The sequence below is a fragment of the Streptomyces bambusae genome (genome assembly GCF_020532645.1).
GTDB lineage: Bacteria > Actinomycetota > Actinomycetes > Streptomycetales > Streptomycetaceae > Streptomyces > Streptomyces bambusae.
This window is the reverse complement of sequence record NZ_JAJAUZ010000040.1, coordinates 40,183-53,125: the sequence shown is the minus strand read 5'-3', so window position 1 is coordinate 53,125 and position 12,943 is coordinate 40,183. Positions and strand designations below refer to the sequence as shown.

Sequence of the window (12,943 nt, the reverse complement as noted above, 5' to 3'; positions counted from 1 at the left end):
CAGTCACTTATCACTCGGCTGCTCTCCCCGGAGGCGATGATGGCTCTGCTCGACAAGGACGGCGTACGGCTCACCGTCGAAGACACGGTCGCCACGGTGACACTGACCAATCCGGCCAAGCGAAACGCTCAATCCCCCGCGCTCTGGCGGGCGTTGACGGAGGCCGGCCAGCTGCTGCCGGGCAACGTGCGGGTCGTCGTCCTCAGCGGTGAAGGGCAGTCCTTCTCCGCGGGGCTCGACCGACAGGGGTTCACCCCCGAAGGCTTCGAAGGGGAGCCGTCCTTCCTTGATCTGGCACGCGGTTCCGACGAACAGCTCGATGCCACGATCGCCGGCTACCAGGACGCGTTCACCTGGTGGCGGCGCAACGACATCATCACCATCGCCGCCGTACAGGGGCACGCCATCGGGGCCGGCTTCCAGCTCGCACTCGCCTGCGACCTGCGGGTCGTCGCCGACGACGTGCAGTTCGCCATGCGCGAGACGAGCCTGGGCCTGGTGCCGGACCTCACCGGCACGCACCCGCTCGTCTCCCTCGTGGGCTACGCGCGCGCCCTGGAGATCTGCGCCACGGGCCGCTTCGTCCACGCCGAGGAGGCCGAGCGCATCGGCCTGGCCAACCTCGTCGTCCCCGCCGCCGAACTCACCGCCGCGGTGAAGGACCTCACCGCGGCCCTGCTCGCCGCCCCCCGGGACGCCGTCGTCGAGACCAAGGCCCTGCTGCGCGGCGCCACCGGACGCGACTACGAGGAGCAGCGCGCCGCCGAGCGCGCCGCACAGGCCCGCCGCCTGCGCGACCTCGCAGGCCTCTCCGACTGACACCGGGCCCCCGGCTGCGCCCGGGCGGTGCGACGTCCCCCGGGCGACGCATCCCCCAAGCGCCGCCGGGTATCCGCGCTTACGGTGGGGGGAGCCCGTACGCGCGAAGGGACACGGCGATGACCGAAAGCGACCACGGCAGGACCCCGCCCCCGGCCGAGCGCGGCCGCACCACCATCGCCGACGGCGTGGTCGAGAAGATCGCCGGCCTGGCCGCCCGCGAGGTGCTCGGCGTGCACGCCATGGGCAGCGGGCTGTCCCGCACCCTCGGCGCGGTCCGCGACCGGGTGCCCGGCGCCGGCGGCAAGTCGTCGCCCACCCGCGGCGTGAAGGCCGAGGTCGGCGAGGTGCAGACCGCCCTCGACCTGGAGATCGTCGTCGACTACGGCGTGTCGATCCGGGACGTCGCCGGTGCCGTACGGGAGAACGTCGTCTCGGCGGTGGAACGGATGACGGGCCTCGAAGTCGTCGAGGTCAACATCGCCGTGACCGACGTCAAGCTGCCCGACGAGGCCGACGACGAGCCGGAGACCCGGATCCAGTAGGGAGCGCGCGATGAGCATGGCCGTGACCGGACTGATCGCCGGGATGGCACTGGGGTTCGCCGGCTACTTCGGCGGGTTCGGGGCCTTCCTGCTGGTGGCGGCGCTCGGCGCCATCGGCTTCGTCGTCGGCAGGTTCTTCGACGGGGACCTCGAACCCGGAGAGTTCTTCCGCTCGCGCGACGACCGGCACCGGTGACCGCGTGACCACCCCCGCCGCCCGGCCCTCCCGGGCCGCCCGCATCGCACCCGCGGACCGCGGGGCCACCCGGATCGCCGATCGGGTGGTGGCCCGGATCGCCGCCCAGGCCGCCAAGGAGGCGCTCGGCGCCCCCGCGCCCGGCAGCGCCGCACCGCACGCCTCCGTCACCGTGCACCACGACATCGCCCGGGTCCGCATCAGCCTCGAACTCGGCTACCCCTCCGACATCGGCGCCCGGTGCGCCGCCGTCCGCCGGCACGTCGCCGAACGCATCGAGCAGCTCGCCGGCATGGCCGTGCCCGAGGTGGACATCGACGTCGAGCACCTGCACTCCGTGCACGCCCGCCCCACCGCCCGGGCCAGGCTGCGGTGACCGCGCCGCCGCCGGCGCCCGGCACCGCGCCCCCCGCCCGGGCGCACCGGTTCCGGTCCGCCCGCCGGGTGCCGGCCGCGCTGACCGCGGCCGCCGTCCTCGGCGCCGCCGCGCTGTTCCTCTACGACATCGCCGCCGTCCGCGCCCACCGGCCCGGCATGGCCTGGCGCCGTGACCTCGCCGACCGGCTGGCCGGCCACACCCTCGCCGACACCGGTGTGGTCGTCACCGCCGTCGTCCTGATTCTCGCCGGCGCGCTCCTGCTCGTCCTCGCGCTCACCCCCGGGCTGCGCGCGGTGCTGCCCATGCAGGGCCCCGAGGGGCTGCGGGCCGGGCTGACCCGCAAGGGCGCCGGGCTGATCGTGCGGGACCGGGCCATGGAGGTGGCCGGCGTGCAGTCCGTGAAGGTGCGCGTCGGCCGCACCCGCATCGGCGTCCGGGTTTCCTCCCACTTCCGCGAACTCGACGAGGTGCACGAGGACCTCGAAGCCGTCCTGGCGGTGGCCGTCGCCGAACTCGGCCTCGCCCACCCCCCGCACCTGCACGTACGGGTCGCCCGGCCGGCCCGGAAGGAATGAGGCGCGCATGCTCGCCGCGGCCAACCGGATCCTGCTCGCCCTCGTCGGCCTCGCCCTCGGCGGGGCCGGCGTCCTCCTGCTGACCGGCACCGGACCGTACGACGGCCGGCACGACGTGGTCCTCGGCGAAGCCGAACGGCAGCGCTGGCACGGGCACGGCTGGTGGTGGCCGGCCGTGCTCGCCGCCCTCGCCGTGCTGGTGCTGCTCGCCCTGTGGTGGCTGCTCGCCCAGCTGCGCCGCAACCGGCTGCCCGCCGTCCTCGTCGACACCGGCGACGGCGCCTGGGCCCTGCTGCGCGGCCACGCCCTGGAGACCGCCCTGACCGCCGAGACCGACGCGCTCGACGGCGTCGAGCACTGCCGGGCCACCCTGCACGGCCGCCGCGAAACCCCTTCGGCCCGGCTGCGGGTCCGGCTGGCGCCGCACGCCGTGCCTGCCGACGTGCTGGCCGCCCTCGCCGACGAGATCCTGCCGCACGCCCGCACCTCGGCGGGCCTGCCCGCCTTCCCGGCGGAGGCCCGCCTCGACGTGACGGGCCACCACGCCCGCCGCGTGACCTGACGCGGCGGGCACGGCGCCGGCTGTGGCCGTGGCCTGCGGGTCAGAATCCGTGCCGGGCGCCACCGTCCACCGGAAGCATCACACCCGTCAGGTACGAGGCCGCCGGCGACAGCAGGAACGCGGCGGTACGGCCGAACTCCTCGGGGGTGCCGTAGCGGCGCAGCGGGATCCGGGCCTCGTTGGCCGCACGGGCCGCCTCCGCGTCGCCGGACAGCGCGTCCAGCTCCCGCACCCGGTCGGTGTCGATCCGCGAGGGCAGCAGGCCCAGCACCCGGACGCCCTGCGGGCCCAGCTCGTCCGCGAGCGACTTCGCGAACCCGGCGAGCCCGGGCCGCAGTCCGTTGGAGATGGTCAGCCCGGGGATCGGCTCGTGCACCGAGGCGGACAGCACGAACCCGATCACCCCGCCCGGGCCCAGCTCGGCCGCCGCCGCCCGGGCCAGCCGTACCGCGCCCAGGAAGACCGTCTCGAACGCGGACTCCCACTGGGCGTCCGTGTTGTCCGCGGCGAAGCCGGGCGCCGGTCCGCCGACGCTGATGAGGATGCCGTCGAAACGGCCGAAGTGCTCCCGGGCGGAGGCGATCAGCCGGTGCGCCGACTGCGGGTCGCCGTTGTCGGCGGCCACCCCGACGGCACCCGGGCCCAGTCCGGCCGCGGCCGCCGCGGCCCGCTCCCCGTCCCGCCCGCTGACGACGACCTTCGCACCGTCCGCGGCCAGTTCGCGGGCGGCGGCGTAACCCAGCCCGCGGCTGGCTCCGGTGACGACGTAGACGCGGTCCTTCAGTCCAAGATCCATGCGTCACACGCTACGCGGTGGCGGGCTCCGGCTCGGTGTCTCCCGCCGGATCCCCGCCGCCGGCGGCCGCGGTCTGCGCGGCCTCCTCCCGGTCGCGCTTCTCGCGCCGCACCAGGACCAGCCAGCCCACCGGGACCGCGGCCGCGAACAGCCACCACTGGACGGCGTACGCCATGTGCGCGCCGATCGAGTCGTGGTCCGGCTCGGGGACCGGCTCGGGGCTGCCGCCGGCCGGCTCCGGAGCGGTCAGCTCCAGGTAGCCGCCCAGCACCGGCCGCTTCAGTGCGGCCGCCTGCTGTTCGCTGTTGATCAGCATGACCTGGCGGTCGGGCAGCCCCCGGCGGTCCTTGATGCCGCTGCCCGCGCTGGTCTCGTCCGCCTTGAGCCGGCCGGTGACCGTCACCTCGCCCTTCGGCGCCGCCGGCACCGGGGGGTGGGCGCGGGCGTCGCCGCCGCCGGCCACCCAGCCGCGGTTCACCAGCACCGCCCGGCCGTCGGCCATCACCAGCGGGGTCAGCACGTGGAAGCCGACGCTGTCGTCCGCGGAGGTCCGCATGCGCACCACGACCTCGTGCGCGGTGTCGAAGCGGCCGGTGGCCGTGACGGGCCGCCACCAGTCGGCGCGCGGCACCTCGTGGCCCGGTGAGGTGAGCGTGGTCACCGGCACCGGCTTCGCCCGCAGGTTCGCCGCGATCAGCTCGTTCTGCGCGACCCGGTGCTCGTGGCGGTGGAACTGCCAGAAGCCCAGCTTGATCATCACGGGGATGAGGACGAGGGCGAAGAGGGTGAGGGACACCCACTGCCGGGTCAGCACAAAGCGGTACACGCCTTTGACGGTACCCGGGCACGGCACGGGCCCCGGCGCGGGGGTCCCCCACCCGCCCGAAGGGTGGCGGGGGAGGGACGGCCGCGCCGGGGCCCCGACGTACCGGAAGAGGGGTCAGACGTGGTCGACGATGCCCACCTTCCCCTCAGCGCGGGCGCAGTGCCCGCCGCAGAACCACTGGCCCTCCACCTCGACGCCCTGTCCGATGATCTGGACCCGGCAGTGCTCGCAGATGGGCGCCATGCGGTGGATGGCGCACGAGAAGCAGTCGAAGACGTGCACCGCGCCCTGCGCGTGCACCTCGAAGGACATGCCGTAGTCGTTTCCGCAGACCTCACAACGTGCCATGCGCCACAGGGTGGGACCGCGGGACGCCGACGGGCGGACGGGCGGCGGCGCGTCGCCCGACGGTCACCCGTCTGCCGCAGCCACGTCCCGCAGCAGCTGGGTGAACGCGGCCTCGTCGACGACCGGCGTGCCGAACGCCTTCGCCTTCACCGTCTTCGAGGTGGCGGAGTCCGGATCGTTGGTCACCAGCAGGCTGGTGAGCCGCGACACACTCGTCGCCACGTGCAGCCCCGCCTCGACCGCACGGTCCTCCAGCAGCTCCCGGTCCACCGAGGTGTCACCCGAGAAGGCGATCCGCATGCCCTGCCGCAGCGGCTCGCCGTCCTCGTACCGGCCGGGGTTGGGGTACGGGCACGGCGGGCGCTTGCGCGACGGGCGCCAGCTGCCCCCGCCGCCGCGGTACGAGGCCTGGTACCCGATGCGCGGTACGGCCGGGGTGTCGGACCACTCGGTCAGCGGCCGGCACTCCAGCAGCGGCAGCCGCACCCCGTCGCGGGCCGCGGCGTGCAGCGACGGCCGGAAGGCCTCGGCGAGCACCCGGGCGTCGTCGAGGGCGTGGTGCGCGCGCTGCTGCACCACCCCGAAGTGCGCGGCGAGCGACTCCAGCTTGTGGTTGGGCAGCGGCAGCCGCAGCTCCTTCGACAGGGCGATGGTGCACAGCCGCTGACGGACCGGAGCGGCCGTGGCCGCCCGCGCGTACTCCCGGGCGATCATCTGCCAGTCGAACATGGCGTTGTGGGCGACGAGCACCCGGTCCGCGAGGCGCTCCGCGAACTCCTCGGCGACGTCCTTGAACAGCGGCGCCCCGTCGAGCACGTCGGAGGTCAGACCGTGGATCCAGACCGGGCCCGGGTCCCGCTGCGGGTTGACCAGGGTGTACCAGTGGTCCTCCACGTTGCCCTGCGCGTCGAGCCGGTAGACGGCCGCGGAGACTATCCGGTCGTCGCGCGCGAGCCCAGTGGTCTCCACGTCGACGACCGCGTACCCCTGCGGGTACGCGGCCGGCCATGTCGTCTCTGCGGTCGTACGGTCGTCGAGCATGGTCACAGAGGATACGGGCCCGCACCGACAGCGCCGTCCCCCGCGGGGTCGGATTCCGGCCGCGCACGCCCCCCGTGACGCCCGCGGCCGGAGCCGGTCACCCCAACTCGGCCACCAGGTCGCCCGCGGTGACCTGCCGGAAGCCGGGGCCGTGCGCGGCCGGCCCGGGGAAGAGCCGGTAGACCGTGCCCGACGCCCGCTCGGGAGCCGGGACGGCGTGCACCGAGGCGAGGAACGCCCGGCGGCCGGCGGCCAGTCGGGCGGCCGCCGCGTCCGCACCGCCCGTGCCGTGGACGGGCGTGCGTGCGTCCGGGTCCTCCAGTGCGGCGATCCGGCGGGCGAACGCGGCGGCGGACTCGGCCGGCCGCCGGCGGTGCGTCCACACCTCTTCGAGCAGGCCCGGCAGCGGGGCGCGGCGGACCACCGCCACCTCCCCGGTACGGGCGGCCGCCCGCCACACCGTCAGGTCCCACAGCGTCACCCGGGCCCCCGAGCCGAACTGCTCGTACACGTCCCGGGCCACCTCGCCCAGCCGCGGGCCCAGTGCGGCGACGCTCTGGAACCCGTCCGCCGGCGGCAGGTGGACGTCGGTCCACAGCGACTTCCGCTCCGCCAGGTCCACCACCATCGGCAGCGAGACCTTCGAATCGCCCGCCAGGTCGAAGCGCTGGCGGACGGTCCGCGGGTCGTACCGGGCGGTGCGCGGCACGTCGGCGGGCAGCGCCATGAACCCGGCGAACGCGTCCGTCAGCTCCTCGAACGACACGTTGTTGAAGCTGAAGACGAGCGGTACGGCGTACCGGACGCCCTGCCCGGCCAGCCGCTCCGGGAGCAGGTCCACGTACTCGGTGGCGCCGTCGGGCGCCGGGGCCGAGGTCAGGTCGCCGGAGTGCAGCGCCGCGCCCCCGCCGAACTCCAGGGTGGTGTAGTCGCACAGCCCGAGGTACTCCCACTCGGGGCCGAAGAAGGCCACCGACAGGTCCAGGTCGGTGCGCATGCCCGTGGGTTCGGTCCAGTGCAGGAACAGCCGGAGCACCTCGCCCGCGGGCACCGGCTGCCGGCTTCCGCGGGGGACCGCGACCAGCGCCTTGGACGTGGACCGCTCGGTGAAGGGGACGGTCAGGTCGGCCAGCCCGGAGTCCAGGACGGCGAGGTCGTACGGGGCTGCCTGCGGGGCCGGGACGTCTGCGGCGGACGGGCCGTTTGCGGCGGACGGCCCGCCCGCCGCCGTGAACCGCCGCAGCACCTCGTCCTCCAGCAGCGCCACCGCCTGCGCGACGAGTGCGGCCGGCAGCGGCGGCCGGGTCTCCGGCGCGGTCAGCGCGCGGGTGACCTCGCCGGCGGGGAAGAACACCCGCCGCCGCCCGGTGCGGTCCTCCGTCCGCACCCGCAGGGCGCCGAGCGCGGACAGCAGCGGGCCGGGCCCCACCTTGGGCAGCCCGTGGTGCAGGGCCTTCGCCAGCGGGTCCGGGAGCCCGCCGGGACCGGACCCGGCCGCCGCGACCCGCAGCAGGTGGTCGAGCCGGCGCACCAGTTCGCCGGGCCGCTGCGCGGCGATCTCCGCCGCGGTGCCCGGATCCCCTTCGGCCAGCGCCCGTTCCAGCCGGCCGGCCCAGGTGGCGGGCCGGATCCGGCCCGCGCCCGCGTCCACCCGTACCGCGTCCGGGTGGGCGGCGGCCGTCGCCAGCAGGGCCGCGCCGAGCGCCGAACCGGTGTCGACCGGGGTGCCGCGCAGCACGGCGAACGCGAGCGCGGCCCGGGGGTGGCGGGAGTGGCCCTCGAAGGGGTGCAGGGTCTCCGCGGCCCGCTTCCACCCGGTGGGGTGGCGCAGCAGGTCCTCGACGAGGAACGGCACGGGCAGGCCGTCCAGGACGCCGAGCAGCTCGCGGCGCAGCCGCCGCGGCAGCGTGCCGAAGCGGGGCAGCGGGTGCAGCCCCGGGTCCCCGCCGGACAGCACGGCGAGCACCCGCAGGACGTCGCCGGCGGTGGTCAGCCGCTCGGCGGGCAGCGCCCGGACCGCGGCCCCGGCCCCCTCGGGGACGTCGGCCAGCAGGGTGGCGACGACCAGCGCCTTGGTCTCGCGCACGGGGATCTCGGCGGGCAGCACTGCGCGGCCCGCGGGGGACAGCGGCAGCAGCGTCAGCAGGTCGTCGCGGTCCTGCGGGGACAACGGGGTGCGCCGGGCCAGCAGCGTGGCGACCAGCACGGTGGCGTCGGCGGCCCGGTCGGTGCCCAGCCGCAGCAGCCGCAGCGGGCCCTGGCCGGCCGGCGGGGCCGCGCCGACCGCGCGGACCGCGCGCAGGAACGGTTCGGCGACGTCGATCCGGCGGTGGCAGATCGGGCAGCCGTCGTACTCGTGCTCGGCCCAGCACGCCCGGCACACCAGGTGCGCGCACGGCGACACGGCCCGCACGGTCTTGGCCTCGCCGCACAGCACGCACGGCTGCTGCGGCCGCTGGAGCAGGTGCGCGAAGACGCGGTCGACGTACAGCGCGTCCGGGTCGCGCGGCGCGACGCGCGGGAACCCGCGGAACAGCGGGCGGTGCGTGCGGTGCGCGCCGAACAGCTCGTCCACCAGGCCGGCCAGCCGGGCGTGCGCGGCCGCCAGCGGCTCCGGCGGGAGGCCGGCCAGCGCGGCGTGCAGCTCCGGGGAGACCAGGCAGCCGCGGCCGAGGAGTTCCGCCTCCAGCCTGCGCAGTGCCGGTCCCGGCCCGCCGGCCGGAGCCGGCCCGTGGTCGACGTACACGGTCTGGATGCGGCGCAGCAGGACGGAGTCGGCAGCGTGCAAGAGCGGATTCTCCCCGGGAGGCGGCGATGGGACGGCGGGCGCGGGGCGCCGGTCCGCAGACGGGTGCGGAGGGGCGCGCACGGCGCGCGGAAGTCGTGCGAAACGGGGGCGGAGAGAGGGCGCGCGAAGCTTTTCGGAGAAGGTGAGAAGGATGCACGCCGGGGAGCCGCCCCCGTTGCTCCGATTCGACCACACGTCCGGGCCGCTGCCAACTCATTTGTCTTTCCCGTACGCCGGAGCGGCACGTCAGGCCGGCCGCTCGCCGCCGTCCGCCAGCAGGGCGCCCGCCAGGGCCCGTACGGAGAGCAGGAAGAGCCGGTCCGGGTCCGGCGGCCGGGACAGCGCCTCGGCCAGGTCCGGATCGCCGGGGGCGGCGGCCGGGTCCCACAGCTCGTGCTCGCCGGGGGACTGGGCGGGGGAGCGCTCCCGGTTGCGCTCGACCAGCAGGAAGCCGACGATCTGGAACTGGATCGCGCGGACCGCGTCGGCCGCCCGTGAACCGCGCAGCCCGGCCGCGTGCACCTCCCGGGCCAGGGCCTGCTGCGCGGGCAGGAACATCCGCTCGGTCAGCCCGCGTTCGTGCACCAGCGCGATCAGGTGCGGGCGCTCGCGCAGCTCCCGGCGCAGGATCCGGGCCACCGACACCACCCGGTCCGCCGGCGTCCGCCCGGCCGGCCGGACCGCACCCATCTCCTGCACGGTCCGCTCCACCAGCGCGTCGAGCAGCGACTCGCGGTTGCCGACGTGCCAGTAGATCGAGGTGACCGCGGTGCCCAGCTCGGCGGCGAGCCGGCGCATGGTCAGCGCCGCCGGACCGTCCTGCCGGACCAGTGCGGCGGCGGCCGCCAGCACCTCCTCGCGGGTCAGCGCACTGCGCCCCATGCCCCCTCCGCTCCGTGGGGAACGTATCTGCCTGTCCGTCAGTTTCCGTGTGTGCAGCCCTCTTTACCCTTCATCGGGGTCGGTGTAACTGTGTTACAGAAGCCCCCGACGAAGGGTGGTAACCCATGGCACGCGTACGGTACGGCGCCCGCACCGAGGCGGAGATCTCCGCGGCGCGGCGCACGAGCAGCAAGCTCCCCGACATCTGGTCCACCGGCGTGGTGGCCGTCTGGGAGACCGATCCCGACGTGGTGGCGGCCGTCCTCCCGCCGCCCCTCAAGCCCGCCGAGCGCCCCCTGGTCCGGGCCAACATCAGCAAGGTCGACCTGCCCGGCTACCCGCTCGGCGCCGGTTCGGTGGCCGTGGCCGCCCGGCACGGCGACGTCGAGGGCTGGTACCCGCTGGTCATGCCGATGACCCACGAGCGGGCCCTGACCGGCGGCCGCGAGGTGTTCGGCGAGCCCAAGAAGCTCGGCGAGGTCACCGTCGAGCGGGACGGGCTGGTCGTCCGTGCCGCCCTCGCCCGGCACGGCATCGCCTTCGTCGAGGTCCGCGGTGCGGTCGGCGCCGAACTGCCGCTGCCCGAGCCGGTGCAGAAGACCGACTTCTACTTCAAGTTCCTGCCCGCCGTGGACGGTTCGGGCTTCGACGGCGACCCGGTGCTCGTCCACTGCACCCGCAACGAGAAGGTCCGCAGGCTGGAGAGCGTCACCGGCGACGTGGTACTCCGCGAGTCCATGTACGACCCCGTCGCCGACCTCACCGTACGCCGCCTGGTGGAGATCACCATCGGCGAGAAGACCACCGACCAGCAGGGCAGGGTCGCCGAACGGGTCAGCGCCGAAGCCCTGCTGCCCTACCTCCACCAGCGGTACGACGACCCCCGGCAGGCCTACGACGGCCCGCCCGAGGGGAGCGTGTGATGCGCCTCGAACCGGGGCAGACCGCCGTCGTCACCGGCGCCGCGAGCGGCATCGGACTCGCCCTGGCCCGCCGCTTCGCCTCCGAGGGCCTCCGGGTCGTCCTCGGCGACGTCGAGGAAGGCGCCCTGCGCAAGGCCGCCGAAGAGCTGGCCGCAGGCGGAGCCGAGGTGCTCGCCCGGACCGTCGACGTCAGCGACCGCGCGTCCGTGACCGCCCTCGCCGACGCCGCGTACGACGCCTTCGGCGCGGTCCACGTCCTGTGCAACAACGCCGGCGTCGGCTCCGGCGCCGAAGGCCGCATGTGGGAGCACGAGCCCAACGACTGGAAGTGGGCCTTCTCCGTCAACGTCTGGGGCGTCTTCCACGGCATCCAGGCCTTCGTCCCCCGCATGATCGCCTCCGGCGAGCCCGGCCACGTCGTCAACACCTCCTCCGGCGACGGCGGCATCGCCCCGCTGCCCACCGCCTCCGTGTACGCCGTCACCAAGGCGGCCGTGGTCACCATGACCGAGTCCCTGTACGCCCACCTCAAGGCCGAGGGCGCCGCCGTCGGCGCCTCCGTGCTCTTCCCCGGCCCGCACATGCTCCGCACCGGCCTCTGGGAGTCCCACCGCAACCGCCCCGAGCGGTACGCCAAGGAACGCCCCCGCAAGACCCCGTACCGGACCCTCGGCCAGTACGAGGAGGCCATGCGCGCCGCCGGGCAGGAGGTCGTCTTCACCCCGGTCGAGGAGGTCGCCGCGCACGTGGTCGACGGCATCCGGGCCGGCCGCTTCTGGATGCTCCCCGAGAGCGAGCACAGCGACCGCCAGATCCGCGCCCGGTCGCAGTCGATGCTCGACCGCGCCAACCCCGCCTACCTGGAACGCTTCATCCTCGACTGAGGGGCCGACGTGACCGACGACGCCGCGCGGGACACCGCGTACGAAGACCCGTACCTGATCATCTCCTCCGACTGCCACGCGGGCCTGCCCACCGAGCAGTACCGCCCCTACCTCGACTCCCGGTACCACCGCGCCTTCGACGAGTTCCTCGGCCTCCAGGGCGCCCGCCGCGAGGAGGCCACCCGCCTCGGCGTCCGCAACGAGGCCTTCGCAGCCAAGTGGTTCCACGATCACGAAGAGGGCCTGCGGGGCGGCTGGGACACCGCGCAGCGCCTGAAGGAGCTCGACGGCGACGGGGTGGCCGCCGAGGTCGTCTTCCCCGACGCGGACGCCGTCGACAGCCAGACCGCCGCCCCCTTCGGCGTCGGCCTCGGCCTCTCCGGCGACCAGGACCCCGAACTCGGCATGGCCGGCGCCCGGGCCCACAACCGCTGGCTCGCCGACTTCGTCTCCGAGAACCCCGAACGCCACTGCGGGGTCGCGCTGCTGCCCGTGACCGCCGAGCCGGACGCCGTCGTCGCCGAGATCCACCGCGCCAGGGAGTCCGGCCTCGGCGCCCTGATGATCCCCTCCATGTGGGTGGACCACCCGCCGTACCACGACCGGCGCTACGACCGGGTGTGGGCGGCCGCCGCCGAGACGCGGATGCCCGTCGTCACCCACTCCGGGGCCGCCCCACGCCACGAGTACGGCGACCACCTCGGCATCTACGTCTCCGAGGTCACCTGGTGGCCGGCCCGGCCGCTGTGGTTCCTGCTGTGGTCCGGGGTCTTCGAGCGGCACCCGGGGCTGAAGTTCGGCGTCGCCGAGTCCGGCTGCTGGTGGCTGCCCAACCTGCTGTGGTTCATGGACCGGCTCTACCTCGGCGCCCACGGCGGCAAGAAGCTCTCCCCGTTCGCGGAACTCACCCGCCCCCCCAGCGAGTACCTCGACCGCCAGGTGTTCGTCTGCGCCACCAACACCAAGCGCCGCGAACTCGCCCAGCGCTACGAGATCGGCGTCGACAACATCCTGTGGGGCTCGGACTTCCCGCACCCCGAGGGCACCTGGCCCAGCACCCGGCAGTGGCTGCGGAACACCTTCCACGACATCCCCGTCGCCGAGACCCGGCGGATGCTGGGCCTGGCCGCCGCCGAGGTCTTCGGCTTCGACACCGGGAAGCTCGCCCCGCTGGCCCGCCGGATCGGGCCCACCCCGGCGGAGCTGGGCCAGCCGGCCGACCAGGCCGCCGTCGAGGCCTCCTGGGCGCGCTCCCGCGACACCGGCCGGCACTGGCTGACCGGGCACGACTTCCCCGTCCTGGGGGTGGCGGAGTGACCGGCCCGAACGAGGACCCGGCCGCGGAGCCGGGAGCAGACCCGGCCGCGGACCCGGGGGCG

15 protein-coding genes are annotated in these 12,943 nt (G+C 75.2%); 9 read left to right on the top strand and 6 right to left on the bottom strand.

What is annotated here, in order from left to right:
- The first annotated feature begins 39 nt into the window (after positions 1 to 39).
- The 6 genes from LG634_RS25265 to amaP all read left to right on the top strand — a co-directional run bounded on the left by LG634_RS25265 (position 40) and on the right by amaP (position 3,076).
- On the top strand, positions 40 to 819 hold the full coding sequence (locus tag LG634_RS25265) for an enoyl-CoA hydratase/isomerase family protein (protein ID WP_226736644.1): 780 nt from the start codon (positions 40 to 42) through the stop codon (positions 817 to 819).
- A 119-nt stretch (positions 820 to 938) separates the two neighbouring features.
- Positions 939 to 1,364 carry an Asp23/Gls24 family envelope stress response protein gene (locus tag LG634_RS25260; protein ID WP_226736610.1) on the top strand — a complete coding sequence of 142 codons (426 nt, stop codon included), beginning with the start codon at positions 939 to 941 and terminating at the stop codon, positions 1,362 to 1,364.
- Positions 1,365 to 1,374: 10 nt separating this feature from the next.
- Positions 1,375 to 1,560, top strand: coding sequence for a hypothetical protein (locus LG634_RS25255; protein WP_226736608.1), 186 nt, complete (start codon positions 1,375 to 1,377; stop codon positions 1,558 to 1,560).
- Positions 1,561 to 1,564: 4 nt separating this feature from the next.
- Entirely contained in the window at positions 1,565 to 1,936 is a 372-nt protein-coding gene (locus tag LG634_RS25250) for an Asp23/Gls24 family envelope stress response protein (protein WP_226736606.1), read from the top strand.
- On the top strand, positions 1,933 to 2,514 hold the full coding sequence (locus tag LG634_RS25245) for a DUF6286 domain-containing protein (protein ID WP_226736604.1): 582 nt from the start codon (positions 1,933 to 1,935) through the stop codon (positions 2,512 to 2,514). Before LG634_RS25250 ends, LG634_RS25245 begins: the two co-directional genes overlap by 4 nt.
- A gap of 7 nt (positions 2,515 to 2,521) precedes the next feature.
- The gene (gene amaP / locus LG634_RS25240; RefSeq protein WP_226736602.1) at positions 2,522 to 3,076 is read left to right on the top strand and encodes an alkaline shock response membrane anchor protein AmaP; all 555 of its coding nucleotides are present in this window, start codon (positions 2,522 to 2,524) and stop codon (positions 3,074 to 3,076) included.
- 40 nt (positions 3,077 to 3,116) lie between these two features.
- Here amaP and LG634_RS25235 read toward each other — a convergent pair whose 3' ends face one another.
- The 6 genes from LG634_RS25235 to LG634_RS25210 form a co-directional block, all read right to left on the bottom strand.
- On the bottom strand, positions 3,117 to 3,872 hold the full coding sequence (locus tag LG634_RS25235) for an SDR family oxidoreductase (protein ID WP_226736600.1): 756 nt from the start codon (positions 3,870 to 3,872) through the stop codon (positions 3,117 to 3,119).
- 10 nt (positions 3,873 to 3,882) lie between these two features.
- Positions 3,883 to 4,698: an SURF1 family cytochrome oxidase biogenesis protein gene (locus tag LG634_RS25230; RefSeq protein WP_226736599.1), complete on the bottom strand. Its 816-nt coding sequence runs from the start codon at positions 4,696 to 4,698 to the stop codon at positions 3,883 to 3,885.
- A gap of 114 nt (positions 4,699 to 4,812) precedes the next feature.
- Positions 4,813 to 5,046, bottom strand: a complete 234-nt coding sequence (locus LG634_RS25225; protein ID WP_075972011.1) for a metallothionein — start codon at positions 5,044 to 5,046, stop codon at positions 4,813 to 4,815.
- Between the two features lie 63 nt (positions 5,047 to 5,109).
- The gene (locus LG634_RS25220) at positions 5,110 to 6,093 is read right to left on the bottom strand and encodes a DEDDh family exonuclease (protein WP_226736596.1); all 984 of its coding nucleotides are present in this window, start codon (positions 6,091 to 6,093) and stop codon (positions 5,110 to 5,112) included.
- 91 nt (positions 6,094 to 6,184) lie between these two features.
- A complete protein-coding gene (locus tag LG634_RS25215) occupies positions 6,185 to 8,875 on the bottom strand; it encodes an MXAN_6230/SCO0854 family RING domain-containing protein (protein WP_226736595.1) in 2,691 nt (896 codons plus the stop codon).
- 246 nt (positions 8,876 to 9,121) lie between these two features.
- Complete coding sequence (locus LG634_RS25210) at positions 9,122 to 9,757, bottom strand: TetR/AcrR family transcriptional regulator (RefSeq protein ID WP_226736592.1); 636 nt, start codon at positions 9,755 to 9,757, stop codon at positions 9,122 to 9,124.
- A gap of 125 nt (positions 9,758 to 9,882) precedes the next feature.
- Here LG634_RS25210 and LG634_RS25205 point away from each other — a divergent pair, with 125 nt between their 5' ends.
- From LG634_RS25205 to LG634_RS25195, 3 genes are read left to right on the top strand one after another with little or no spacing between them, the layout of a single operon-like run.
- On the top strand, positions 9,883 to 10,680 hold the full coding sequence (locus LG634_RS25205) for an acetoacetate decarboxylase family protein (RefSeq protein WP_226736591.1): 798 nt from the start codon (positions 9,883 to 9,885) through the stop codon (positions 10,678 to 10,680).
- Positions 10,680 to 11,564 (top strand): SDR family NAD(P)-dependent oxidoreductase, encoded by an 885-nt coding sequence (locus LG634_RS25200; RefSeq protein WP_226736589.1) that lies wholly within the window; start codon positions 10,680 to 10,682, stop codon positions 11,562 to 11,564. Before LG634_RS25205 ends, LG634_RS25200 begins: the two co-directional genes overlap by 1 nt.
- 9 nt (positions 11,565 to 11,573) lie before the next feature.
- Entirely contained in the window at positions 11,574 to 12,881 is a 1,308-nt protein-coding gene (locus LG634_RS25195; protein ID WP_226736587.1) for an amidohydrolase family protein, read from the top strand.
- The last annotated feature ends 62 nt before the right edge of the window (positions 12,882 to 12,943 follow it).

Excerpts from the sequence above, each read along its gene's own strand:
- LG634_RS25225 (WP_075972011.1), bottom strand. The coding sequence starts at position 5,046 with ATGGCACGTTGTGAGGTCTGCGGAAACGACTACGGCATGTCCTTCGAG.
- LG634_RS25265 (WP_226736644.1), top strand. The coding sequence starts at position 40 with ATGGCTCTGCTCGACAAGGACGGCGTACGGCTCACCGTCGAAGACACG.
- LG634_RS25235 (WP_226736600.1), bottom strand. The coding sequence starts at position 3,872 with ATGGATCTTGGACTGAAGGACCGCGTCTACGTCGTCACCGGAGCCAGC.
- LG634_RS25260 (WP_226736610.1), top strand. The coding sequence starts at position 939 with ATGACCGAAAGCGACCACGGCAGGACCCCGCCCCCGGCCGAGCGCGGC.
- LG634_RS25205 (WP_226736591.1), top strand. The coding sequence starts at position 9,883 with ATGGCACGCGTACGGTACGGCGCCCGCACCGAGGCGGAGATCTCCGCG.
- LG634_RS25210 (WP_226736592.1), bottom strand. The coding sequence starts at position 9,757 with ATGGGGCGCAGTGCGCTGACCCGCGAGGAGGTGCTGGCGGCCGCCGCC.
- LG634_RS25255 (WP_226736608.1), top strand. The coding sequence starts at position 1,375 with ATGAGCATGGCCGTGACCGGACTGATCGCCGGGATGGCACTGGGGTTC.
- amaP (WP_226736602.1), top strand. The coding sequence starts at position 2,522 with ATGCTCGCCGCGGCCAACCGGATCCTGCTCGCCCTCGTCGGCCTCGCC.
- LG634_RS25200 (WP_226736589.1), top strand. The coding sequence starts at position 10,680 with ATGCGCCTCGAACCGGGGCAGACCGCCGTCGTCACCGGCGCCGCGAGC.